This is a genomic window from Streptomyces sp. NPDC055099 (assembly GCF_053607685.1).
The window spans coordinates 116,275-138,255 of sequence record NZ_JBSGUA010000005.1; the positions used below are offsets into that span (position 1 = coordinate 116,275).

At 70.7% G+C, this 21,981-nt stretch carries 23 protein-coding genes, 1 pseudogene and 1 riboswitch; of the genes and pseudogenes, 13 read left to right on the forward strand and 11 right to left on the reverse strand.

The features are described from left to right. Window positions 1-38 precede the first annotated feature (38 nt). A complete protein-coding gene (locus ACWFRU_RS14960; RefSeq protein WP_453686970.1) occupies window positions 39-1,001 on the forward strand; it encodes a glycine betaine ABC transporter substrate-binding protein in 963 nt (320 codons plus the stop codon). Between the two features lie 100 nt (window positions 1,002-1,101). Here the strand turns inward: ACWFRU_RS14960 and ACWFRU_RS14965 are convergent, their stop codons facing one another. Together ACWFRU_RS14965 and ACWFRU_RS14970 are read right to left on the reverse strand one after the other, a co-directional pair. Then, the gene (locus ACWFRU_RS14965; RefSeq protein ID WP_453686971.1) at window positions 1,102-1,617 is read right to left on the reverse strand and encodes a carboxymuconolactone decarboxylase family protein; all 516 of its coding nucleotides are present in this window, start codon (window positions 1,615-1,617) and stop codon (window positions 1,102-1,104) included. Then, complete coding sequence (locus tag ACWFRU_RS14970) at window positions 1,614-2,144, reverse strand: carboxymuconolactone decarboxylase family protein (protein ID WP_453686973.1); 531 nt, start codon at window positions 2,142-2,144, stop codon at window positions 1,614-1,616. Before ACWFRU_RS14970 ends, ACWFRU_RS14965 begins: the two co-directional genes overlap by 4 nt. A gap of 47 nt (window positions 2,145-2,191) precedes the next feature. Between ACWFRU_RS14970 and pdxR the strand changes: the two genes are divergently transcribed. Next, entirely contained in the window at window positions 2,192-3,616 is a 1,425-nt protein-coding gene (pdxR, locus tag ACWFRU_RS14975; protein WP_453686975.1) for a MocR-like pyridoxine biosynthesis transcription factor PdxR, read from the forward strand. A 119-nt stretch (window positions 3,617-3,735) separates the two neighbouring features. Here pdxR and ACWFRU_RS14980 read toward each other — a convergent pair whose 3' ends face one another. Beyond that, window positions 3,736-4,617, reverse strand: coding sequence for a hypothetical protein (locus ACWFRU_RS14980; protein ID WP_453687586.1), 882 nt, complete (start codon window positions 4,615-4,617; stop codon window positions 3,736-3,738). A gap of 256 nt (window positions 4,618-4,873) precedes the next feature. On the opposite strand from ACWFRU_RS14980, the gene ACWFRU_RS14985 reads away from it, so the two are divergent. From ACWFRU_RS14985 to ACWFRU_RS14995, 3 genes are all read left to right on the forward strand, one after another. Next, window positions 4,874-5,215, forward strand: a complete 342-nt coding sequence (locus ACWFRU_RS14985) for a hypothetical protein (protein ID WP_453687588.1) — start codon at window positions 4,874-4,876, stop codon at window positions 5,213-5,215. A gap of 82 nt (window positions 5,216-5,297) precedes the next feature. Next, the gene (locus ACWFRU_RS14990) at window positions 5,298-6,485 is read left to right on the forward strand and encodes a glutathionylspermidine synthase family protein (protein ID WP_453686977.1); all 1,188 of its coding nucleotides are present in this window, start codon (window positions 5,298-5,300) and stop codon (window positions 6,483-6,485) included. Between the two features lie 86 nt (window positions 6,486-6,571). Continuing rightward, window positions 6,572-7,357, forward strand: a complete 786-nt coding sequence (locus tag ACWFRU_RS14995; protein ID WP_453686979.1) for an SAM-dependent methyltransferase — start codon at window positions 6,572-6,574, stop codon at window positions 7,355-7,357. A gap of 27 nt (window positions 7,358-7,384) precedes the next feature. Here ACWFRU_RS14995 and rocD read toward each other — a convergent pair whose 3' ends face one another. Beyond that, window positions 7,385-8,587 carry an ornithine--oxo-acid transaminase gene (gene rocD / locus ACWFRU_RS15000; RefSeq protein ID WP_453686981.1) on the reverse strand — a complete coding sequence of 401 codons (1,203 nt, stop codon included), beginning with the start codon at window positions 8,585-8,587 and terminating at the stop codon, window positions 7,385-7,387. A gap of 111 nt (window positions 8,588-8,698) precedes the next feature. After that, a riboswitch (ZMP/ZTP riboswitch) is annotated at window positions 8,699-8,789 on the forward strand. A 40-nt stretch (window positions 8,790-8,829) separates the two neighbouring features. On the opposite strand from rocD, the gene ACWFRU_RS15005 reads away from it, so the two are divergent. Next, entirely contained in the window at window positions 8,830-10,107 is a 1,278-nt protein-coding gene (locus ACWFRU_RS15005) for a serine hydroxymethyltransferase (RefSeq protein WP_453686983.1), read from the forward strand. Window positions 10,108-10,182: 75 nt separating this feature from the next. Here ACWFRU_RS15005 and ACWFRU_RS15010 read toward each other — a convergent pair whose 3' ends face one another. The 3 genes from ACWFRU_RS15010 to ACWFRU_RS15020 all read right to left on the reverse strand — a co-directional run bounded on the left by ACWFRU_RS15010 (window position 10,183) and on the right by ACWFRU_RS15020 (window position 12,559). After that, the gene (locus ACWFRU_RS15010) at window positions 10,183-11,010 is read right to left on the reverse strand and encodes a hypothetical protein (RefSeq protein ID WP_453686984.1); all 828 of its coding nucleotides are present in this window, start codon (window positions 11,008-11,010) and stop codon (window positions 10,183-10,185) included. 81 nt (window positions 11,011-11,091) lie between these two features. Beyond that, entirely contained in the window at window positions 11,092-11,958 is an 867-nt protein-coding gene (locus ACWFRU_RS15015; RefSeq protein WP_453686986.1) for a hypothetical protein, read from the reverse strand. Beyond that, complete coding sequence (locus ACWFRU_RS15020) at window positions 11,951-12,559, reverse strand: RNA polymerase sigma factor (protein ID WP_453686988.1); 609 nt, start codon at window positions 12,557-12,559, stop codon at window positions 11,951-11,953. The genes ACWFRU_RS15015 and ACWFRU_RS15020 overlap by 8 nt, the downstream gene beginning before the upstream one ends. A gap of 147 nt (window positions 12,560-12,706) precedes the next feature. Between ACWFRU_RS15020 and trpS the strand changes: the two genes are divergently transcribed. Together trpS and ACWFRU_RS15030 are read left to right on the forward strand one after the other, a co-directional pair. After that, a complete protein-coding gene (trpS, locus tag ACWFRU_RS15025) occupies window positions 12,707-13,720 on the forward strand; it encodes a tryptophan--tRNA ligase (RefSeq protein WP_453686990.1) in 1,014 nt (337 codons plus the stop codon). A gap of 73 nt (window positions 13,721-13,793) precedes the next feature. Next, a complete protein-coding gene (locus tag ACWFRU_RS15030) occupies window positions 13,794-14,381 on the forward strand; it encodes a 2'-5' RNA ligase family protein (protein ID WP_453686991.1) in 588 nt (195 codons plus the stop codon). A 36-nt stretch (window positions 14,382-14,417) separates the two neighbouring features. Here the strand turns inward: ACWFRU_RS15030 and ACWFRU_RS15035 are convergent, their stop codons facing one another. Continuing rightward, window positions 14,418-15,173, reverse strand: coding sequence for a decaprenylphospho-beta-D-erythro-pentofuranosid-2-ulose 2-reductase (locus ACWFRU_RS15035; protein WP_453686993.1), 756 nt, complete (start codon window positions 15,171-15,173; stop codon window positions 14,418-14,420). 20 nt (window positions 15,174-15,193) lie between these two features. Beyond that, window positions 15,194-16,603 carry an FAD-binding protein gene (locus ACWFRU_RS15040; RefSeq protein ID WP_453686995.1) on the reverse strand — a complete coding sequence of 470 codons (1,410 nt, stop codon included), beginning with the start codon at window positions 16,601-16,603 and terminating at the stop codon, window positions 15,194-15,196. Window positions 16,604-16,769: 166 nt separating this feature from the next. Between ACWFRU_RS15040 and ACWFRU_RS15045 the strand changes: the two genes are divergently transcribed. The 4 genes from ACWFRU_RS15045 to ACWFRU_RS15060 are packed head-to-tail and all read left to right on the forward strand — an operon-like array spanning window position 16,770 to window position 19,615. Then, window positions 16,770-17,291, forward strand: coding sequence for a phosphatase PAP2 family protein (locus ACWFRU_RS15045; protein WP_453686997.1), 522 nt, complete (start codon window positions 16,770-16,772; stop codon window positions 17,289-17,291). Next, window positions 17,284-18,225: a decaprenyl-phosphate phosphoribosyltransferase gene (locus ACWFRU_RS15050; protein WP_453686999.1), complete on the forward strand. Its 942-nt coding sequence runs from the start codon at window positions 17,284-17,286 to the stop codon at window positions 18,223-18,225. The genes ACWFRU_RS15045 and ACWFRU_RS15050 overlap by 8 nt, the downstream gene beginning before the upstream one ends. A gap of 26 nt (window positions 18,226-18,251) precedes the next feature. Then, on the forward strand, window positions 18,252-18,677 hold the full coding sequence (locus tag ACWFRU_RS15055; RefSeq protein ID WP_453687590.1) for a GtrA family protein: 426 nt from the start codon (window positions 18,252-18,254) through the stop codon (window positions 18,675-18,677). After that, entirely contained in the window at window positions 18,665-19,615 is a 951-nt protein-coding gene (locus tag ACWFRU_RS15060) for a YihY/virulence factor BrkB family protein (RefSeq protein WP_453687001.1), read from the forward strand. Before ACWFRU_RS15055 ends, ACWFRU_RS15060 begins: the two co-directional genes overlap by 13 nt. Here ACWFRU_RS15060 and ACWFRU_RS15065 read toward each other — a convergent pair. Continuing rightward, on the reverse strand, window positions 19,578-20,825 hold the full coding sequence (locus ACWFRU_RS15065) for a D-alanyl-D-alanine carboxypeptidase family protein (RefSeq protein ID WP_453687002.1): 1,248 nt from the start codon (window positions 20,823-20,825) through the stop codon (window positions 19,578-19,580). The genes ACWFRU_RS15060 and ACWFRU_RS15065 overlap by 38 nt on opposite strands. 127 nt (window positions 20,826-20,952) lie before the next feature. Here ACWFRU_RS15065 and ACWFRU_RS15070 point away from each other — a divergent pair. Continuing rightward, a pseudogene (locus tag ACWFRU_RS15070) lies at window positions 20,953-21,027 on the forward strand (SCO4848 family membrane protein); the annotation flags it as partial. 265 nt (window positions 21,028-21,292) lie between these two features. Here the strand turns inward: ACWFRU_RS15070 and ACWFRU_RS15075 are convergent. Beyond that, a complete protein-coding gene (locus ACWFRU_RS15075; protein WP_453687004.1) occupies window positions 21,293-21,478 on the reverse strand; it encodes a hypothetical protein in 186 nt (61 codons plus the stop codon). Window positions 21,479-21,981 lie beyond the last annotated feature (503 nt).

Here is a 21,981-nt window from a genome sequence, read left to right on the forward strand (position 1 = left end):
CCGGACCTCGCTCTCCTGCTACGTAAGGGAACAATCTCGTGAACTACAGCAAGCGGATACGCACTTCGATCCTCGCCGGTCTCGGCGCCGCGTCCATGGTGGCGCTCAGCGCCTGTGGCGCCGCCGACACGAAGTCCTCCGGCGGTGCCGACGAGGTCACCATCACGGTCCCCTCGTGGGTCGGCGCGCGCGCCAACGCCGAGGTCGCCAAGAAGCTCCTCGAGGACGAGGTCGGCGTCAAGAAGGTCGAACTCCAGCAGCTCGACGAGCCGATCGCCTGGGACGCCCTGAACAACGGCAAGGCCGACGCGATCCTGGAGGACTGGGACGGCCAGCCCAAGAAGCAGAAGCTCTACATCGACCAGAAGAAGACGGTCGTCAAGGGCGGCGACCTGGGCGTCACCGGGCACATCGGCTGGTACGTGCCGAAGTACTACGCGGACAAGCACCCGGAGATCCTGGACTACAAGAACCTCAACAAGTTCGCCAAGGACTTCAAGAGCAACCGCAGCGGCGACAAGGGCGAGTTCATCGGCGCGGCGCCCTCGTACACCACGTACGACGAGTACCTGATCAAGAACCACAAGCTGAACTTCAAGATCAAGGACACCGGCAACGAGGCCGCGCAGATCAAGGAGATCCAGCGCAAGTACGCCGCCAAGGAGCCCTTCATCAGCTACTGGTGGGAGCCCCTGTGGGCGAACGCCGACATGGACATGGTCGAGGTGAAGCTCCCGCCGTTCGAGGAGGGCTGCAACGAGCCCGAGACCAAGACCAAGTGCGGCTACGCCAACACCCCGCTGCAGAAGTACTTCAACGCCGACTTCGCCAAGGACGGCGGCGACGCCGCGGAGTTCCTGAAGAACTTCAAGTGGACGACCGAGGAGCAGAACGAGGTCGCCATGTCGATCGCCAAGGACAAGATGTCCGGCGAGGCCGCGGCCGAGAAGTGGATCAAGGACAACAAGGCGACGTGGGAGAAGTGGCTCCCGAAGAAGTGACGTCGTCGCTGAACGCGCTTCTGTGACGATGACGGTGCCGGGGGTGTCCTTCGCGAAGGACACCCCCGGCACCGTCACGGAAGCCGTCCGTCCACCAGGCTCACGGCGCGTACCCGCCCGGCTCGACGCGGCGGCTGACCATCATCCGGTTCCAGCTGTTGATGACGGTGATCACCCCGATGAGATGGGCGAGTTCGGTCTCGCCGAAGTGCTTGGCGGCCGCCTCGTACACCTCGTCGGGGACGAACCCGTCCGTCAGGACGGTGACCGCCTCGGTCAGCGCGAGAGCGGCCCGCTCGCGCTCGCTGAACAGCTCGCCCGCCTCCGCCCACGCGTTGAGAAGAGCGATCCTTCCCCAAGCTCTCGACTCCGCTCGAGCAGGGGAGGCCCCAATGGCCGTCTCGCCGTTCTTCACGGCGATGTCCACATGCATGTCGAGGCAGAACGCACACGCGTTGATCTGCGAGGCCCGGACCATCACCAGCTCGGCGAGCACCGGGTCGCCGAGCCCCTTCTTGGCGGCCGCGCTCAGCGCGGACAACGCGCCCGCGACGCCCTGGTCGAGGTGGGTGGTCCGAGCGTGGCTGGTCCGAGCGCGGCTGGTCCGAACGCTCACTTGTGGTCCCCGGCCTTGTAGTGGCCCGGGACCTGCCGCGTCGAGACACCGAAACGGTTCCACGCGTTGATCACCGTGATCGCGGCGATCAACTGCGTCAGCTCCTCCTCCTCGAAGAGGGCCGCCGCCTTGTCGTACACCGCGTCCGGCACGAACCCGTCCGTCAGGACGGTGATCGCCTCCGTCAGCTCGATCGCGGCGACCTCCTTCGCCGTGTAGAAGTGCTGCGACTCCTCCCACGCGCTGAGCTGGATGATCCGCTCCACGCTCTCGCCCGCCGCGAGGGCGTCCTTGCTGTGCATGTCGACGCAGAGCGCGCAGTGGTTGATCTGCGAGGCCCTGATCTTGACCAGCTCAAGGATCACCGGGTCGACGCCCTTACGGGCTGCCGCGTCGAGCCGGACCATCGCCTTGAAGACTTCGGGGGCCTTGGCGTGCCAGTCGAGACGGGGGGTGTGCTCGTGAAGGTATTCCTTGGCCTGCGGCTGTGCGGGGGGCTGTGCGGGGGTGTTCTCGTTCGTCGTCATGACATCGACCGTACGGCGGGATTAGCCCACGGGTATGGTCCATTTCCATGGAAGAATCGTGGGCCACTCGATGGGCCACTCTGGGCGTCGACCTCCACCTGGAGACCGGGGGAGAGGCGACGCGCTCCGGTGTACGCAAGGGCCTCACGGACGCCCTGCGCGAGGCGGTGCGCGGCGGCAGGCTCGCTCCCGGCACCCGCCTGCCCTCCTCCCGTTCCCTCGCCGTCGACCTGGGCATCGCCCGCAACACCGTCGCCGACGCGTACGCGGACCTAGTCGCCGAAGGCTGGCTCACCGCACGCCAGGGCTCGGGCACCCGCGTCGCCGAACGCTCCGTGCCGCGCCCCGCGGAACCCGCACCGCGCCGCAGGGCGGCGGGCGGCCCGACGTACGACCTGATGCCGGGCACCCCCGACCTCTCGGCGTTCCCGCGCGCCGCCTGGCTCAAGGCCGCGCGCCGGGCCATGGCCACCGCCCCGAACGACGCGCTCGGCTACGGCGACCCGCGCGGCCGCGTCGAGCTGCGCACCGCCCTCGCCGACTACCTCTCCCGGGCGCGCGGCGTACACGCGGACCCGGACCGCATCGTCATCTGCGCCGGGTTCGCGCAGGGCCTGAGCCTGCTGGGAGGCGTGCTGCGGGCCCGCGGCCTGCGGGAGGTCACGGTCGAGTCGTACGGCTTGGACGTGCACTGGGATCTGCTCGAACGGGCCGGGCTGCGGACCAGGCCGCTGCCCTTCGACGAATTGGGCACGTCCACCGCCGAGTTGGGGGCGGGTCCCCGGCCGGCCAAGGTGGCGCTCCTCACGCCCGCCCACCAGTTCCCGACGGGCATCCCGCTGCACCCCGACCGGCGGGCGGAAGCCGTCGACTGGGCGCGGCGCGAGGGCGGCCTGATCCTGGAGGACGACTACGACGGGGAGTTCCGCTACGACCGGCAGCCGGTGGGCGCGCTCCAGGGGCTCGACCCCGACCGCGTGGTCTACCTCGGCACGGCCAGCAAGTCCCTGGCGCCCGGCCTCCGCCTCGGCTGGATGGTGCTGCCCGAGCCGATCGCCGCCGAGGTCGTCGAGGCGAAGGGGGGCGCGGAATGGGCCTGCGGGGCGCTCGACCAGCTGACGCTCGCGGAGTTCATCACGTCGGGTGCGTACGACCGCCATGTGCGGGGCGCGCGGCTGCGCTACCGCCGCCGACGGGACCAACTGGTCGCGGCGCTGGCCGCTCAGGCGCCGGAGGTACGGGCCACCGGGATCGCGGCGGGGCTGCACGCGGTCCTCGAACTCCCGCCGGGAACGGAACGGACGGTGGTCCAGGCGGCGAGCTGGCAACGCCTCGCGCTGCAGGGCCTGTCCAGCTTCCGCCACCCTGCGGCCCGCCCTCCGGAGCGGGACGCGCTGGTGGTGGGGTACGGAACGCCGGCTGACCATGGGTGGGCGGGGGCGCTGGAGGCGTTGTGCAGGGTGTTGCCGTAGAAATCCAGCCCGGCCGGTGTTTGAGACCATCCCCTTCGGGGGCTCAGGGGGCCCAGGGGGCGGAGCCCTTTGGTTTCGGGAAGGGGTGGGATGGGGGGGAAAGCCCCGCAGGGTCAGCCCTACCGAGCCCCACCCCCAGGCCCGCCCACCCCGGGGGCCGCTTCCCCCGCCAGGCTCTCCGCAGGAGTAGCCGCCTCCCCGAACCGCGCCAGGGCCAACGCCCCCGCCACAGCGACCACGAACCCCAGCACCGCCACCCACTCCATGCCGTCACGCGTCCGATCCCCGAGCCACACCACCCCCACCACCGCGGGCCCGACCGTCTCCCCGATCACCATGCCCGCCGTGGCGGTCGTCACCGAGCCCCGCTGCAACGCGGACGTCAGCAGCAGGAACGCCGCACCGCCGCCCACCAGCAAGGCGTACGCAGCCGGATTGCGGACCAACGCCCCCGGCGAGACGTCGTCGATGAGCCGCACCGCCACCTCCACCACCCCGAACCCGAGCCCGGCCCCGAACCCCAGGGCCGGCGCCCGCCCTCGCCCCGGCAGCCGCCCGGCCACCACGCCGAGCAGCAGCACCCCCACCGCCACGCCCAGCAGCACGAACCGCAGAGTCGTCGACCCGGCGCTCTCCCCCTCGTCCCCCGACGCGAGCCCCAGCATCGCGAGCCCCGCGCACACCACACCCACCGCTGCCCACTCCACGCCGCTCAACCGCACCCGCAGCATCCGCGAGGCCACCACCGCCGTGACGGCGAGGCTCGCGGCGAGCGCCGCACCGACGGCGTAGATCGGGATGGAGCGCAGCGCCACGATCTGCAACAGGAACCCGAGCCCGTCGAGCCCGAGCCCCACGACGTACCGCCACTGCTTCACCGCGCGCAGCAGCAGCGCGGGGTCGACCCCGGAGCCCGTTCCCGGCGCCGTGGCGCGGGCGGCGATGGCCTGGAAGACGGAGGCCGTACCGAAGCAGACCGCTGAACCGAGCGCGCAAATCATCCCAAGAGACACGAAGTGACTGTAGAGGAGGGGGATTCGGCTGAGCCGGTTGGCGCGACGCGGCGACCCTTACCTACGCTGATCGCCGATCACGTACGGCAACGGGGGAGCGGAAGCACAGATGGCACCGGAACAGCAGACGCAGCAGCGGACGCACCAGGAGACGGCGCAGCAGACGCAGCGGCAGGCGCAGCAGGCGGAAGAGCGGAAGGCCCCGCGGCGAAAGCTGCGTTCCAGCACGGTCGTACTCGGCGGGATGGGCGTCCTCGCGGCGGCCCTGACCTCATGCGGTTCGGAGCCGGACAGGCGGTGCGTGGACCGCGACAGCTACGACGTCCTCACCGGCTACAAGATCGTCGCCGACAAGAACTGCAAGAGCGGGGCTAATTCGTCCTCGTCCTCCTCATACGGCAAGGGACGCAACAGCAGCGGCAGTTCGTACGGCACCGGCACCGGCAAATCCGGTCGCATGGACGCCGACTGGTACTACGACGCGGACATCGACGGCCGCCGCGCCGACTACGGCACCTTCAGCCGCAGCGAAGCGGTCGACCGCGACGGCTTCGGCTGCTCGGGCAGCGGCAGCGGCGGCGGCTGACCCGGAAGCGAGTGGGGCCCGCGCCCCGCTGCACAAGGCCCGCCGCCTGTTACTCAAGTCCCGCGACCCGAGACCCGAGGCCATGGAACGCCGCACCATCACCCCCCGCCCCGGCTGGCAGCAGACGGTCGAGGACCAGGGGCTCATCTACCCGCTGACCCGCTACCCCGACGACTCGCTCCGCCCCTACTGGGACGAGTCCGCCTACTACACGTTCACGCTCCCCGAGGTCGAGGCCCTGGAGGAGGTCGTCGAGGAACTGCACGCGATGTGCCTCGCGGCGGCCGAGCACATCGTCACGCACGACCGCCTCGCCGATCTCGGCATCACGGACCCCCGAGTGGCGGACGCGGTCACCGAGGCATGGCGTCGACGCGCCGAACTCCCGTCTCTCTACGGCCGGTTCGACCTGCATTACGACGGCAGGGGCGGCCCGGCCAAGATGCTGGAGTACAACGCCGACACCCCCACCTCGCTGGTCGAGGCCGCGAGCCCGCAGTGGTTCTGGATGGAGGAGTGCTTCCCGGGCGCCGACCAGTGGAACTCCCTCCACGAGCGCCTCGTGGACGCCTGGAAGAAGCAGGCGTCGCTGCTTCCGCCCGGCGGTCCGCTGTACTTCGCGCACTCCGCGGGCGACGAACTCGGCGAGGATCTGATGACGGTCGCGTATCTGCGCGAGACCGCGCAGCAGGCCGGTCTCGACACCGAGGCGATCTCCATGGAGGACATCGGCTGGGACCGGCTCTCGCGGCGCTTCGTCGACAAGAAGCTCGGCTTCATCCGCAGTTGCTTCAAGCTCTATCCGTGGGAGTGGCTGACCACGGACCGCTTCGCCCCGCACGTCCTGGAGACCCTGGACAACGGCGGTGGCACCGGCTCCACCCTGTGGATCGAGCCCGCCTGGAAGATGCTGCTCTCCAACAAGGCGCTGCTCGCGGTGCTCTGGGAGCTCTACCCCGGCCACCCCAACCTCCTGCCCGCCTATCTGGACGGCCCCCGGGAGCTCGCCGCCGAACGCGGTTACGTCGCCAAGCCCCTCCTCGGCCGCGAAGGCGCCGGAGTCACGGTCCACCCGCCGGGCGCCGAACCTCTCGTACGCGAGGACGCCTGCTGCTACCAGGAGTTGGCGCCCCTGCCCGACTTCGACGGCAACCGTGTGGTGCTGGGTGCGTGGGTCGTCGAGAACGAGGCGGCGGGGCTCGGCATCCGGGAGTCGGCGGGCCTGATCACGGACGAGTACGCGAGATTCCTGCCGCACGTGATCCTCTGAGGCCGGTCAGGCCTGCCCGGACACGCCCCAAGTCACCCGAGTACGCTGCCGATTGATCGACGACGGACTCGGAGGCGACCGCGCACATGGCCGACAGCAGGATCAACACCACGCAGCCTCACACGGCCCGTATCTGGAACTACTGGCTCGGCGGCAAGGACAACTACCCCGTCGACCAGGCCGCCGGGGACCAGATCCGCACACTGCACCCCGGCATCGGCGCGTACGCGCTGGCCGACCGGCAGTTCCTCGGGCGCGCCGTGAGCCACCTGGTCACCGAGTGCGGGATCCGGCAGTTCCTCGACATCGGCACCGGGCTGCCGACCGCCGACAACACCCACGAGGTCGCCCAGCGGATCGCCCCCGAGACCCGCGTCGTCTACGTCGACAACGACCCGCTGGTCCTCACCCACGCGCGCGCCCTCCTCACCAGCACCCCCGAGGGCAGGACCGACTACCTCGACGAGGACCTGCGCAACGTCGACGCGATCCTCGAACACGCCGCCAAGACCCTGGACTTCGACCAGCCGGTCGCGCTGATGCTGCTCGGAGTCGTCATCTTCATCGACGACGACTCCGAGGCGTACGGCATCGTGCGCCGCCTGCTCGACGCACTGCCGACCGGCAGCCACCTGGTCCTCTCGCACACGATCACCAGCCCGGAGATGCCCGACGTGGACGAGGCGGTGGCGTTCTGGAACGAGAACGGCACGCCCAAGCTGACGCAGCGCACGCCCGAGCAGGTGGCGCGTTTCTTCGAGGGCCTGGAGCTCCTCGAACCCGGAGTGGTCTCGTGCAACCGCTGGCGCACGGAGACGGCACCCGGGGTCGAGGACGTGGCCATGTTCGGCGGAGTCGGCACCAAGCACTGACGCCGACGCCCTCCGCCCCGCGCCGGACTACGCCAGCACGGCCCGCAGTTGATCAAGCCCCCAGTCCAGGTCCTCCTTGCTGATCACCAATGGCGGCGCGATCCGGATGGTGGACCCGTGGGTGTCCTTGACCAGCACACCCCGGTCCATCAGCTTCTGGGAGATCTCGCGGCCCGTGCCGTGCGACGGCTCGATGTCGACGCCCGCCCACAGCCCGCGCCCCCGCACCTGCGTCACCGCGCCCGTCCCGGCGAGGAGCCCCAGCTCGGCGTGCAGATGCTCGCCGAGCTCGGTGGCCCGCTGCTGGTACTCGCCCGAGCCCAGCATCGCCACGACCTCCAGCGCCACCGCGCAGGCGAGGGGATTGCCGCCGAACGTCGAGCCGTGCTCGCCCGGCTTGAACACCCAAAGGACATCCGCGTCCGCCACGACCGCGGACACCGGCACCACACCCCCGCCGAGCGCCTTGCCCAGGATGTACACGTCCGGCACCACGCCCTCGTGCTCGCACGCGAACGTCCGGCCCGTCCTGCCGAGCCCCGACTGGATCTCGTCCGCCATGAAGAGGACGTTCCGCTCCCGCGTCAACTCCCGTACGCCCGCCAGATACCCGGCCGGCGGCACAAGCACCCCGGCCTCTCCCTGGATCGGCTCCAGGAGCACGGCCACGGTGTTCTCCGTGACCGCGGCCCGCATCGCGGTCAGATCGCCGTACGGCACGATCTCGAAACCCGGGGTGTACGGACCGAAGTCCGCCCGCGCCTCCTGATCCGTCGAGAAGCTGACGATGGTCGTGGTCCGCCCGTGGAAGTTGTCGCGCGCCACGACGATCTTCGCCCGCCCGTCGGGCACGCCCTTGACCTGATACCCCCACTTCCTCGCGGTCTTCACGGCCGTCTCCACCGCCTCCGCGCCGGTGTTCATCGGCAGCACCATCTCCTTGCCGCACAGCTCCGCGAGCCGTGTGCAGAAGTCGGCGAACCGGTCGTGGTGGAACGCCCGCGAGGTGAGCGTCACCCGCTCCAGCTGCGCCTTGGCCGCGTCGATCAGGCGGCGGTTGCCGTGCCCGAAATTCAGCGCCGAGTACCCGGCCAGCATGTCGAGATAGCGGCGCCCCTCGACGTCGGTCATCCAGGCACCCTCCGCCGTGGCGACCACGATGGGCAGCGGGTGATAGTTGTGCGCGCTGTGCGCTTCGGCCGAGGTGATGAACTTTTCGGTAGTCGACACGGGGTCTCCGTTCGTCCTGCGGCGTGGGGCGGGTGTGGCGCCCAATTTCTATCGTCGCTCGGATCGTGGACGAAGAAACCTGCCGACCCGGCGTGCCCGATACGCTGGCCCTGACAGCACGGCGACTGGCGTACGGGGAACGGACCCCGAGGAAGCTGTGCGAGGCAGAACCTTCGAGGTGCCGACCGCCTGGGCACCCCGGGACCACGACCGGAAACTCACCGCTCGCCCCGGAGGACGCCATGACCCACTCTCCTTCCCTCAGCCACCCCGCGCTCGCCGCGCAGGACCCCGAACTGGCCGCACTCGTCGGCGCCGAGGAGCAGCTCCAGGCCGACACCCTGCGCCTGATCCCCAGCGAGAACTACGTCTCCACCGCCGTCCTCGAAGCCTCCGGCACGGTCCTGCAGAACAAGTACAGCGAGGGCTACCCGGGCCGCCGCTACTACGAGGGCCAGCAGAACATCGACCCGGTCGAGCGCCTCGCCGTCTCCCGCGCCAAGTCCGTCTTCGGTGTCGAGCACGCCAACGTCCAGCCCTACTCCGGCTCCCCGGCCAACCTCGCCGTCTACCTCGCCTTCGCCGAGCCCGGTGACACCGTGATGGGCATGGCCCTCCCCATGGGCGGCCACCTCACCCACGGCTGGGGCGTCTCCGCCACGGGCAAGTGGTTCCGCGGCGTCCAGTACGGCGTCCGCCACGACACGGGCCTCATCGACTTCGACGAGGTGCGCGACCTCGCCCTCAAGGAACGCCCGAAGCTGATCTTCTGCGGTGGCACCGCCCTCCCTCGCACCATCGACTTCGCCGCCTTTGCCGAGATCGCCCACGAGGCGGGGGCGGTCCTCGTCGCCGACATCGCGCACATCGCCGGCCTGATCGCGGGCGGCGCCCACCCCTCACCGGTGCCGCACGCCGACGTCATCTCCACGACCACCCACAAGACCCTGCGCGGCCCGCGCGGCGCGATGCTGATGTCCCGCGAGGAGCACGCCAAGGCCATCGACAAGGCGGTCTTCCCAGGCCTCCAGGGCGGCCCGCACAACCAGACCACCGCGGCCATCGCCGTCGCCCTGCACGAGGCATCACAAACCTCCTTCCGCGACTACGCCCACGCGGTCGTCGCCAACGCCCGGGCCCTCGCCGAAGCGCTGCTCGCCCGCGGCTTCGACCTGGTCTCCGGCGGCACCGACAACCACCTGATCCTGATGGACCTCACCCCCAAGGAAGTCCCCGGCAAGGTCGCCGCCAAGGCCCTCGACCGGGCCGGGATCGTCGTCAACCACAACACCGTTCCGTACGACCCGAGGAAGCCGTTCGACCCCTCCGGCGTCCGCATCGGGACCCCTTCCCTCACCTCCCGCGGTCTTGGGACCGAGCACATGCCGACCGTCGCCGACTGGATCGACCGAGGCGTCGCCGCGGCCCGTGCCGGTGATGAGGACGCCCTGACGAAGATCCGCTCCGAGGTCGCCGACCTGATGTCCGCCCACCCGGCCCCGGGCCTGCCGGCCCACTGACCCGCCGGTCCGGACAGCCGCTCTGGACAGCCAACCCCGGCCGGCCGACTCACCGGCCGGGGGCGGCCGCAGCCCTCACAGGTCCCTCAACTCCTGCCGCGGGCCGCCCTCATGAGGCCGCCGCCCGCGCAGCGAGGCAAGAAGGGGGCGGCGCCCGGCGAGAGGCCCCCGCAGCAGCAACGCCCCCGCGGCCCCCGCCGCGGCGCCCGGTATCGCCCACCACCAGTCCGTGCCGCCGTCGCCCGGCGTGACATCGGTCCCGCCACTCGCGGCGGCCTGCCCGGCTCCGGTTTCCGAGGCGGACGTCGGTGGCGGGGTCGAGTCCGACCCCGGCCCTATCGCCCGGTTGCCCCTGTCTGTCGGCGGCCCCAGGACCCCGAGCTTGTCGAACAGCGCCGTCAGGCGAGCCGGGTCCTTCGCCTTGTGCCACACGCCCTTCATGGACCCGACGTCCGTCGTGGTGTGTATCCACACCACATCGGCGCCCTTGCCGCCCCGGCCGCCCCTGCCGTCCTTGGTGTCCTTGCCGTCCCCGTCGTCCTTGGCCCCGGCCGCCACCGGATAGGCCCGGTCCACCCGCCACGGCTGCACGTCGTGGACCATCCACGTCACGTTGATCTGACGGCTCCCGTCGCCCATGGCCAGCCCCGGCGGCTGCTCGCGCTGCCCCTTGCCCATGTCGGCCCCGAGATAGCCAAGACCGGCCTCCAGCTCCTCGTACTCCCTGTCGCTGATGTAGAGCGCCGCGCTCTCCCCGCTCGCCGGCGCGACCACGAGCACGCTCGTCGACCCACCCGCCACCGCCTGCGGCGCCCCCGCCACCACCAGCGCCAGCGAGGCCGCCACCCCCGCCACCGACCCGCACACTGCCCTTGCCGTCCGCATCCGCATCCGCATCCGCATGTCGATCCCCCCAGCCGGTCTCCGGCACGACCCGTCCGCACCGCCTCACTTCTGGTACACCGCCCGAGCCCCGCAGGTTCCCTATTCGCCCGGCCGGACCGAAACCGATGTCCCGATCTCCAGGGCCCGCTCCTTGGACGCCACGCCCTCCAGGCGCAGCGTGAGCTTCGGCCCATGTGTCCACAGGAGCGTCGGGCCCGCCGTGCGTTCGGAGCGCGTCCAGCGGTCGCCGTCGCCCTCCACCATCCAGAACGTGAGCCGATGCGGGCGGGGGAACCACAGCCCCGTCTCACGGCCGACCTCGACCCACTCGGGATACTCCGTCACCGTCTTGCCGAAGCTCGGGTCGAGCCGTGCCCCGAACTCATCGAGCCGTATCGTCCGCCCGCCGTCGCGCCAGCACAGTGTCACCACGGCGCGCGCGCCCGGCTCCCGCGACACCGCCACGGCGTCCGGCGCACCCAGCGCCTCCGGCACCGCGGGCACGAACCCGGCCCGCCGCTCGGCCTCGGACAGGCTGACCCCGGCACCGCATCCCGGCACGCCCGCTTCGGTCGGCGGAGCCGCCGACGGGTCGTACCGCACCTCGACCCCGCCGAAGTCGAACCACTCGAAGACCGTGGCCCGCACCGGCGGCGTGAGCACCGCCGCCGTCAGGAGCCCGCACAGCGCCGCCGTCAGGACCCGCCAGCGCGCCCTCAGCCACGACCGCAGCCGGGAGAGGGGCCCCGGCGGCTCGGCGACCGGCGCCGGCGCCGACTCCGCGATGATCTGCGCGATGACCCGCTCGGCCATCGTCGCGCCGGAGACCCCCGGCGGATCAAGGGACCGGCCGAGCGCCCGCAGCTCCTCGGGAAGCCGACGGGCACCACTGCCACCGGCCCGCTCGGCGCCACCCTCGCCGTGACCGCCGCCTCGGCCGTCCTGATCGTCGTCCCGCTCACTCATGCCCGTCACCTCCTTCCGGCCCCTGCGGCAGAATCCGCTCCAGCTTCCGCAGCGCGCGGTTCAGCCGGGACTTGACCGTGCCCCTCGGCCAGCCCAGCGCCTCGGCCGTCTCCGCCTCGTCCATCTCCAGGAGATAGCGGTACGTGACGACCAGGCGGTGCTCCTCGCTCAGCCGGTCGAGCGCGGCGAGCAAGGCCGCCCGGCGCTCGTCCAGCAGCGCCGCCACCGCCGGGTCCGCCGATTCCGGTATCAGCGGCTCCGTCTCCGCCAGTGCCGCCTCGCGTCCGACGAGCGACCGCTGGCGGACCGCCGAACGCACTGTGTTCCTCGTCTCATTGGCGACGATCGCGAGCAGCCACGGCTTGAACGCCGAACCGTCCCTGAACCGCCCCAAGGAGCAGTACGCCTTGAAAAAGGCCTGCTGCACCACGTCTTCCGCGTCCGCTCCCGCCCCGAGTGCCACGGCCGCCCTGAGCGCGACCCGGGTAAAGGCGCGCACCAGTTCCGCGTACGCCTCCGCCTCCCCGGCGCGTACACGCGCGATCACCGCATCCTCGTCGACGACGCGGCCCCCCTCCAGGACCTCCCCCTGTGCCCTCACACTCTTGATACACCGGCCGGACGAGATCGGTTCCGCATTCGCGAGCACCGGATGCGGGCGGGTGGGACACGGCCGCGGGACAAGATCGCGGCACACCCGTCACATGGCTGTTTCCGAGCAATGAGAGACACCTGAGAGAATGGCTCCATGGCCCTTGATCGTCCTCGCGTGCTCTCCGGAATCCAGCCCACCGCAGGCTCGTTCCACCTCGGCAACTACCTTGGCGCGGTCCGCCAGTGGGTGGCGCTGCAGGAGTCCCACGACGCGTTTTACATGGTGGTGGACCTGCACGCGATCACGATCCCGCAGGACCCGGCCGAGCTCCGTGCCAACACCCGGCTCGCCGCCGCCCAGCTCCTGGCGGCCGGTCTCGACCCGGAGCGCTGCACGCTCTTCGTCCAGAGCCACGTCCCCGAGCACGCGCAGCTCGGCTGGATCATGAACTGCCTCACGGGCTTCGGCGAGGCGTCGCGCATGACGCAGTTCAAGGACAAGGCGGCCAAGCAGGGCGCGGACCGCGCCTCCGTGGGCCTCTTCACGTACCCGGTGCTCCAGGTCGCGGACATCCTGCTCTACCAGGCCAACCAGGTCCCGGTCGGCGAGGACCAGCGCCAGCACATCGAGCTGACCCGCGACCTCGCGGAGCGTTTCAACGGCCGCTTCGGCGAGACGTTCACCGTCCCGGCGGCGTACATCCTCAAGGAGACGGCGAAGATCTTCGACCTTCAGGACCCGTCGATCAAGATGAGCAAGTCGGCGTCCACCCCGAAGGGCCTGATCAACCTCCTCGACGAGCCCAAGGCCACCGCGAAGAAGGTCAAGAGCGCGGTCACCGACACCGACACGGTCGTGCGCTACGACACCGAGAACAAGCCGGGTGTCAGCAACCTCCTCACCATCTACTCGACGCTCACCGGCACCGGAATTCCGGAACTGGAGCAGAAGTACGTCGGCAAGGGCTACGGTGCGCTGAAGACTGACCTCGCCGACGTCATGGTCGACTTCGTGACGCCCTTCCGGGACCGGACCCAGGCCTATCTGGACGACCCGGAGACGCTCGACTCGATCCTGGCCAAGGGCGCGGAGAAGGCGCGTGCCGTCGCCGCCGAGACCCTCGCCCAGGCGTACGACAGGGTGGGCCTCCTGCCCGCCAAGCACTGAGCCACACAGCCCCCTGCACCACGCCAGGTACAACAGCGCCCTCTGCCCGCCACCCGACCGACAGGAGTACGACGTGGGGACCGTAACGATCGGTGTGTCGATCGCGGTCCCGGAGCCTCACGGCAGCCTGCTCCAGGAGCGGCGCGCGGGCTTCGGGGACCCCGCGGCGCACGGCATCCCCACCCACGTCACGCTGCTGCCGCCGACCCTGGTGGAGGCGGCGGCGCTGCCCGCCGTGGAGGCGCACCTGGGGGCCGTGGCGGCCGCCGGGCGGCCCTTCCCGATGCGGCTCTCCGGGACGGGCACGTTCCGGCCGCTGTCGCCTGTCGTCTTCGTCCAGGTGGTGGCGGGCGGGTCGGCCTGTGGCTGGCTCCAGGAGCGGGTGCGCGACGCGTCCGGGCCCATTGCGCGCGAGCTGCAGTTCCCGTACCACCCGCACGTCACGGTGGCGCACGGCATCTCCGAAGAGGCCATGGACCGGGCGTACGCGGAGCTTTCCGACTACGAGGCGGAGTGGCCCTGCACCGGCTTCGCGCTCTACGAGCAGGGCGCGGACGGCGTGTGGCGCAAGCTGCGCGAGTTCGCCTTCGGCGGTGGCGGCCCGGTCGTTCCTCCGCAGGCGGCGGCCCCCGCCGCGCACGGCGCGCTACCCACCCGCTGACCGGCGCCCCCGTAGAGCCTCAGACCGGAAACGGCCTCACACCGGAAGCCGCCGGAACACCGTGCGCGGCACGTGCCGCAGCGCCGACATGACCACCCGCAGCACGCCGGGCACCCACACCGTCTCCGAGCGCCGCCGCAGCCCCGTCTCGATGGCCTCGGCGACCGCCTCCGGAGTGGTCGCCATGGGGGCCTCCTCCAGGCCCGCCGTCATCTTGGAGCGCACGAAGCCGGGGCGGACCACCATCACGTGCACCCCCGTGCCGTGCAGCGCGTCCCCCAGGCCCTGGGCGAAGGCGTCGAGGCCCGCCTTGCTCGACCCGTAGATGAAGTTCGACCGGCGGGCGCGCTCGCCGGCGACCGAGGAGAGCACCACCAGGGAGCCGTGCCCCTGGGCCTGCAGCGACCGCGCGCACACCAGACCGGCCGAGACCGCCCCGGTGTAGTTCGTCTGCGCGACCCGCACCGCCGACAGCGGCTCGTCCTCGTCGCGTGCCTGGTCACCGAGGATGCCGAAGGCCAGCAGGACCATGTCGATGTCGCCCTCGGCGAAGATCTTCCCCAGGGTGGCCTCGTGGGACTCGGAGTCGAGCGCGTCGAAGGCGACGGTGCGGACGTCCGCACCCATGTCACGCAGGCCCGCGGCAGCCTTCTCCAGGCCCGGGGAGGGCCGCCCGGCCAGCCACACCGTCCGGGTGCGTCGCGCGACCAGACGGCGGGCCGTGGCGAGGCCGATCTCGGAGGTGCCGCCGAGTACGAGCAGGGACTGGGGGGTGCCGAAGGCGTCCTTCATGGGACCAACTCCTGGAGTTGCTAGAGGGCGAGGCGGCGCGAGAGGTCCGAGCGGAACACGCCGCGCGGGTCGAGGTCGGCCCGCAGCGCGCGGAAGTCGTCGAGCCGCGGGTACATCGCGGCGAGCATCTCCGGCCGCAGGCGGGAGTCCTTGGCCAGGTAGACGCGTCCGTCGGCGGAAGCGACCTCCTCGTCGAGGTCGTCGAGGAAGGCGCCGAGACCCGGCAGTCCCGCCGGGATGTCCAGGGCGAGGGTCCAGCCGGGCATCGGGAAGGAGAGCCAGCCCGGATCGCCCTCTCCGAAGCGCTTCAGTACGGCGAGGAAGGACGGGCAGCCGCGCTCCGAGATGCGCCGCACGATGCGCCGCAGGGCCTCTTCCTTGCCGTACCCGACGACGAATTGGTACTGGACGAAACCACCGCGGCCGTACACGCGGTTCCAGTGCGGGACGCCGTCCAAGGGGTGGAAGAACGTCGACATCTTCTGGAGCTCGCCCACGCGCGAGCGGGGCGCCTTGCGGTACCAGAGCTCATTGAAGAGCCCCACCGACCTGCGGCCGAGCAGCCCGTCGGGCAGGAAGCGCGGGGCGGGGGGCAGTTGTGCGGGACGGAACGTGAGCGGGGCTCTACGCGCGCGTGGCGGGAGGGCGTCCAGGGGTGCGTGATCGCCGCGCGTGAGCACCGAGCGGCCCATCGACGCCCCGCGCGCGAGGAGGTCGATCCACGCCACGGAGTAGCGGTAGCGGTGGTCGGTGGCGGTGAGGCGGGCCATCAGGTCGTCCAGGTCGGTGGCGCGCTCCGTGTCCACCGTCATCAACGAGGTCTCGACCGGCTGAAGTTGCAGCGTCGCGGCGAGGATCACGCCGGTCAGGCCCATGCCGCCCGCCGTCGCGTCGAACAGGGGGGTGCCGCGCTCGACCGCCTGCACCGCGCCGTCGGCGGTGAGCAGTTCGACGGCCATCACGTGGCGCGAGAACGACCCGGAGCCGTGGTGGTTCTTGCCGTGGATGTCCGTGCCGATCGCGCCGCCCACGGTCACATAGCGGGTCCCCGGAGTGACGGGCACGAACCAGCCGAGCGGAAGCAGGACTTCCATCAAGTGGTGCAAGGAGACCCCGGCGTCGCACAGGACGGTGCCCGCGTCCGCGTCGATGGCGTGGATGCGGTCCATGCCGGTCATGTCGAGTACCGCGCCGCCCGCGTTCTGTGCGGCGTCCCCGTACGCCCGCCCAAGGCCTCTGGCGATGCCTCCGCGCTCCCCGCACGCCTGGAGGGCCGCCACGGCCTCCTCGGGCGAACGAGGGCGGATCAGGCGGGCGGTGGACGGTGCGGTGCGTCCCCAGCCCGACACGGACACGTACGGCGCCAGGTGTGCGTCCTCGGACGTCGTCGCGGTCGCGGGGTCGGCGGGCGGAGCGGAGTCGGCAGGCATAGGCGTGACCGTATCGCCCCGGCGAGAGTAGTTTGCCCTTATTCATAAGGGCTCTCACCGAAATGGGTGATTGATGGAGTGTCGTCCTATATTGCCGTAAATATTGAGAGGTTACCTAGAAGAGTCGTGTGGTCAGGTCCTTGAAGTCCCCGGAGAGGGAGGCCACATGCACGACATGGACCACCGCCTGCTGTCGGCCCTGCGCGACTGCGGCTCCGACGCGCGCGTGGCCGCCGCCGCACGGGCCCTGTCCTGGACCGGCGAGCACGGCGCCCTCTGGCTCGTCGCAGGGCTCGCGGGCGCCGCGGTCGACCGGGGGCGGCGCGACGTGTGGCTGCGCGCCACGGCACTGACCGCCGCCGCACACCTGGCCAGCATGGGCGTCAAACGTGTCGTACGGCGTCCGCGTCCCGGCGGCGACACGGGCGCGGAGCCCCTCGTGAGGACCGCGGGACGGCACTCCTTCCCCAGCTCGCACGCCACTTCGGCCGCCGCGGCCACCGTCGCCTACGGCGCGCTGAGCCCCCTGGGAGCCCGCGTCGTCCCGCCGCTCGCCGCCGCGATGTGTGTTTCGCGGATGGTCGTCGGCGTCCACTACCCGAGCGACGTGGCAGCCGGAGCGGCCCTCGGCGCCCTCACCGCGCGCGTGGGCTCCGCCTGGATGAACGGGAGCCGCACGCATGGCTGACCGCACCGCCCTGCTCGAACGCCCCCAGCCGCCCCGGCCGTCCGGCACCGGCTCCCTCGCCCTGCCGCTGGGCCTCCTGAAGACCGCGCGCCCCCGCCAGTGGGTGAAGAACGTCCTGGTCGTCGCGGCCCCCGCCGCCGCGGGCGAGCTCTTCTCGCGCCACTCGCTGATCCAACTCGCCTTGGTGTTCGCGCTGTTCACGGCCGCCGCGTCCGCCGTCTACCTCATCAACGACGCCCGTGACGCCGAGGCCGACCGCGCACACCCCACCAAGTGCCGCAGACCGGTCGCCGCCGGTCAGGTGCCCGTGACGGTCGCGTACACGGTCGGCGGGCTGCTCGCCGTGCTCGCGCCGGTGGCCGCCGCCGCGCTCTGCACGCCCCTGACCGCGGGCCTGCTCGCCGCCTACGTAGTGATGCAACTGGCCTACTGCGTCAGCCTCAAGCACATCCTGGTCGTCGACCTCGCCGTCGTCACCACGGGCTTCCTGATGCGGGCGATGATCGGGGGACTGGCCCTCGACATCCCGCTCTCGCGCTGGTTCCTGATCACCACGGGCTTCGGCGCCCTCTTCATGGTCGCCGCCAAGCGCTACTCCGAAGCCGTGCAGATGTCAGGAAAAGCAGGCGCCACGCGCGCGTTGCTCACCGAATACACCACCGGCTACCTCCGCTTCGTCTGGCAGCTCGCCGCCGGGGTCGCCGTCCTCGCGTACTGCCTGTGGGCCATGGAGAGCGGCGGTACCGCGAACGGCCTGCTGCCCTGGCGACAGCTGTCGATGGCCGCCTTCGTCCTCGCCGTCCTGCGCTACGCCGTCTTCGCCGACCGTGGCACGGCCGGCGAGCCCGAGGACGTCGTCCTGCGCGACCGTGCGCTGGCCGTCATCGGCCTGGTGTGGATCGCGATGTACGGCCTCGCGGTCGCCGACTGGTGAGCGCCCTCAGGGAGCGGCTACGCGCCATGGGCCCCGAACTGCTCGGCTTCGCCGCCGCCGGGATCTGCGCGTACGCCGTCGACCTCGGCCTCTTCGTCTGGCTGCGCGGACCCGGTGGCCTCGACCCGCTGACCGCCAAGGCGCTGTCCTTCGTGGCCGGCTGCACGGTCGCCTACGCGGGCAACGCGCTCGGCACCTACCGGCGGCGCGAGGCGGCGGGCGTCTCGCGCCTTCGCCAGTACGGGATCTTCTTCGCCGTCAACATCGCCGGCGCCCTGGTGCAGCTGCTCTGCATCGCGGTGTCCCACTACGGCCTCGGCCTCACCTCGCAGCGCGCGGACACCATCTCCGGAGCGGGAGTGGGTATGGCACTGGCCACGGTCCTGCGTTTCTGGGGTACGCGGACCTTGGTCTTCCGCACAACGGGCAGGGAGGCATCATGGACTGGCTGAAAAAGCTCCCCGGCATCGGGCCCCTAATGGAGCGACTGATGCGCACGCACGCGTGGAGCGCGTACGAGCGGCTCGACAGCGTGCACTGGACGCGACTCGCGGCGGCGATGACGTTCATCAGCTTCCTCGCGCTCTTTCCGCTGATCACCGTCGCCGCCGCGGTCGCCGCCGCGACGCTCTCCAAGAGCCAGCAGGGCAAGCTCGAGGACAGCATCTCCAAGCAGGTCCCCGGGATCGCCGACCAGCTGAACCTGGACGCCCTGGTCGCCAACGCGGGCACCGTCGGCCTCGTCGCCGGCGCCCTGCTGCTCTTCACGGGCATCGGCTGGGTCGGCTCGATGAGGGAGTGCCTGCGGGCCGTCTGGGAGCTCGACGACGGCGACGAGAACCCCGTCATGCGCAAGGTCAAGGACGCCGGGGTGCTCGTCGGCCTCGGCGGCGCGGGCCTCGCGTCCCTCGTCGCCTCGACCCTCGCGTCGAGCGCCGTCGGCTGGAGCGCCGACCTCCTCGGGGTCTCCGAGGACGGCTGGGGCGGACTGCTGCTGCAAGTGATCGCGTTCGCCATCGCCGTCCTCGCGGACTTCCTGCTGCTGCTCTACGTCCTCACGCTGCTGCCGGACGTGCAGCCGCCACGCCGCCACCTCATCACCGCCGGGCTGATCGGCGCGGCCGGATTCGAGCTGCTCAAGCTGCTGCTCGGCGGCTACATCAAGGGCGTCGCCGCGAAGAGCATGTACGGCGCCTTCGGAGTGCCCGTCGCGCTGCTCCTGTGGATCAACTTCACCGCGAAACTCCTGCTGTTCTGCGCCGCCTGGACGGCGACGCGGAAGCAGGGGCCTACAGAAGAAGCACGTACGGAAGAAGAACGTACGAAGGAAGAACAGGAGCAGCCCGGCGAGGTCAGCGGCGGCTCTTCGGCAGCGGCAGCCGGCGGCTGATCACGAACCACCCGGCGGCGATCAGCGCGAGGACACCGGCCGCGATCCCGAGGGCGACGCCGGCGCCACCGCCCGACTCCTTGTCGGAGGCGTGCGCCACGTTCTTGGACGAGTCCGAGCCGTCCTTGCCCGCGCCGGGAGCACCCTTGCCGCTGCCCGTGGCGGCACTCTTCGGAGCGACCAGTTCGCCCACCGGCTCGACCTTGCCGGACGCCTTGAAGCCCCAGTCGAGGAGCCGCTCGGTCTCCTTGTAGACCGCGTGCTGCTCACCGGAGTCGGGGTTCATGACGGTCACGAGCAGCACCTTGCCGTCGCGCTCGGCGACCCCGGTGAAGGTGTTGCCCGCGTTCGTGGTGCTGCCGTTCTTGACGCCCGCGATGCCCTTGTATGGGTCGAGACCGTAGTCCCCCGTGAGGAGACGGTTGGTGTTCTGGATCTCGAAGGACTCGCGCTTCTTCTTGCCCTTGTCCTTGCCCTTCTTGACCTTCTTGGTCTCACCGGGGAACTTGGCGGTGGCCGTCGCGCAGTACTCGCGGAAGTCCTTCTTCTGCAGCCCGGAGCGGGCGAACAGCGTCAGGTCGTACGCGGAGGAGACCTGCCCCTTCTCGTCGTAGCCGTCCGGGCTGACCACGTGCGTGTCGAGGGCCTGCAGCTCCTCGGCGTGCGACTGCATGTCCTTCACGGTCGCGGGGACGCCGCCGTTCATCGCCGACAGAACGTGCACCGCGTCGTTGCCCGACCGCAGGAAGACGCCCAGCCACAGGTCGTGGACCGTGTACGTCTCGTTCTCCTTGACGCCGACCATGCTGCTGCCCGCGCCGATGCCCGCCAGGTCGGAGAGCGCGACCTTGTGCTTCTGCGTCTTGGGGAACTTCGGCAGGACCGTGTCCGCGAAGAGCATCTTCAGGGTGCTCGCCGGGGGCAGCCGCCAGTGCGAGTTGTGCGAGGCGAGGACCTCGCCCGTCTCGGCGTCCGACACCATCCAGGAGCGCGCCGACAGGTCCTTGGGGAGGACGGGAGCGCCCGCCTTCAGGCTCACCTGGGTGCCCGGCTCGCCGAGCCTGGCGCCGCCGACCGTCGACATGGAGGCAGGCGGCTTGGGCTTCTTCTCGCCTCCCGGCTTGTCGTCCGCCCACGCGGGAGCCGTGGTCGACATGGCGAGGAATGCGGCGGAAGTGACCAACAAGGCGGTCTTTTTTACGGCAGGCACGGACGAGAACGTACAGGGCGCCGCCGTGGGCGTCTCCGCCGAGGTGGGCTGTGTCGTAGGCGGCTGGGGCGGTCCGGACTCCCCACCCCGGCGGCGGTGCGGAAGGGAGGATCGCGATACTGAACGCATGAAGCTCAGCCGCCCGGTCTCCTGGTTCCTGCTCGCCTTCGGGGTGTGGAGCTGGTTCATCTGGATCACTTTCCATCGTCAAGAACCCTGCACCGTCTGAGGGGCTGAACATCCCAGGTGGGCACGGGTTGGGGGCGCTGCTTGCCCCAGTGTTGATGACGCTCGCTGAGGTCTGCCCGTTCCCTCTGGGCATGAGGAAGCCCCGCCCATGCGCCACGGGGGAGAGACGCACGGACGGGGCTATGCATCCTCACGGTAACGGGGTCGTGGTTTCCGTGAGGGCTACCCGCTTCGCCCGTGCCGAGCCGCTATGGCACAAAGACGAAGCGGGAGTCTGCTTACAGCGGCTCTAGGCGACCGGGTTGCACCGACCATTCATAACCCCCACCTTCGGGGCGGACGAACGCCATGGGCCCGTCCTTGCCGGACTGGTTGGGGTTCGTCCAATCCTTGTAGATCTCCATCAGGATTCCGGTGCGCACTCCGTCACTGACGGGCTTACCGATGTCATCGGGGGTAACCATTACGACCCCCTTGCCGTCAGATGACGCTTGCGCGCGGGAGCATTCGGAGCCTTACCCCCGGCAATGACGTGGACGGGGCGCTCACGGGCTTCGGGTTCGTCCAGGAGACGAACTAGCTCAGGGGCGGGTAAGGCGCTCGTGCGGTCACTCAGCCGCTTTGCCGGGCCGCTCATTCCGGACACTCGTTGTGCGTGTACGGGCCTGGGGCAGGTGGGCCGGATTGCCGTTCCACGTGCGTGCGTCGGCACGGTTCCATGGGCTTGAACGCGCGCCCACACTTCCGGCATTTCTCGCCGGAAGGCGCGTAGGTCACGTACTCGATTGGTCGCGCGTTGGTGTCGGGAAGAGACAAGTAAGCCACCCTCTCTCGTTCGCTGAGGGAACGGGGAAGGGTGGCGACGGGACGGGGGAATGTGGCTCCCTGTCCCGTACAGCGACCTTCCCCGCGCAAAGACGCGGTCCGCTGTGGTCATGTCTAGTTGTCCTTACTCCGGGGCGACTTG

Excerpts from the sequence above, each read along its gene's own strand:
- ACWFRU_RS14970 (WP_453686973.1), bottom strand. The coding sequence starts at position 2,144 with ATGACGACGAACGAGAACACCCCCGCACAGCCCCCCGCACAGCCGCAG.
- pdxR (WP_453686975.1), top strand. The coding sequence starts at position 2,192 with ATGGAAGAATCGTGGGCCACTCGATGGGCCACTCTGGGCGTCGACCTC.
- ACWFRU_RS14980 (WP_453687586.1), bottom strand. The coding sequence starts at position 4,617 with ATGATTTGCGCGCTCGGTTCAGCGGTCTGCTTCGGTACGGCCTCCGTC.
- ACWFRU_RS14985 (WP_453687588.1), top strand. The coding sequence starts at position 4,874 with ATGGGCGTCCTCGCGGCGGCCCTGACCTCATGCGGTTCGGAGCCGGAC.
- ACWFRU_RS14990 (WP_453686977.1), top strand. The coding sequence starts at position 5,298 with ATGGAACGCCGCACCATCACCCCCCGCCCCGGCTGGCAGCAGACGGTC.
- ACWFRU_RS14995 (WP_453686979.1), top strand. The coding sequence starts at position 6,572 with ATGGCCGACAGCAGGATCAACACCACGCAGCCTCACACGGCCCGTATC.
- ACWFRU_RS15005 (WP_453686983.1), top strand. The coding sequence starts at position 8,830 with ATGACCCACTCTCCTTCCCTCAGCCACCCCGCGCTCGCCGCGCAGGAC.
- ACWFRU_RS15010 (WP_453686984.1), bottom strand. The coding sequence starts at position 11,010 with ATGCGGATGCGGATGCGGATGCGGACGGCAAGGGCAGTGTGCGGGTCG.
- ACWFRU_RS15015 (WP_453686986.1), bottom strand. The coding sequence starts at position 11,958 with ATGAGTGAGCGGGACGACGATCAGGACGGCCGAGGCGGCGGTCACGGC.
- trpS (WP_453686990.1), top strand. The coding sequence starts at position 12,707 with ATGGCCCTTGATCGTCCTCGCGTGCTCTCCGGAATCCAGCCCACCGCA.
- ACWFRU_RS15035 (WP_453686993.1), bottom strand. The coding sequence starts at position 15,173 with ATGAAGGACGCCTTCGGCACCCCCCAGTCCCTGCTCGTACTCGGCGGC.
- ACWFRU_RS15040 (WP_453686995.1), bottom strand. The coding sequence starts at position 16,603 with ATGCCTGCCGACTCCGCTCCGCCCGCCGACCCCGCGACCGCGACGACG.
- ACWFRU_RS15045 (WP_453686997.1), top strand. The coding sequence starts at position 16,770 with ATGCACGACATGGACCACCGCCTGCTGTCGGCCCTGCGCGACTGCGGC.
- ACWFRU_RS15050 (WP_453686999.1), top strand. The coding sequence starts at position 17,284 with ATGGCTGACCGCACCGCCCTGCTCGAACGCCCCCAGCCGCCCCGGCCG.
- ACWFRU_RS15055 (WP_453687590.1), top strand. The coding sequence starts at position 18,252 with ATGGGCCCCGAACTGCTCGGCTTCGCCGCCGCCGGGATCTGCGCGTAC.
- ACWFRU_RS15060 (WP_453687001.1), top strand. The coding sequence starts at position 18,665 with ATGGACTGGCTGAAAAAGCTCCCCGGCATCGGGCCCCTAATGGAGCGA.
- ACWFRU_RS15075 (WP_453687004.1), bottom strand. The coding sequence starts at position 21,478 with ATGGTTACCCCCGATGACATCGGTAAGCCCGTCAGTGACGGAGTGCGC.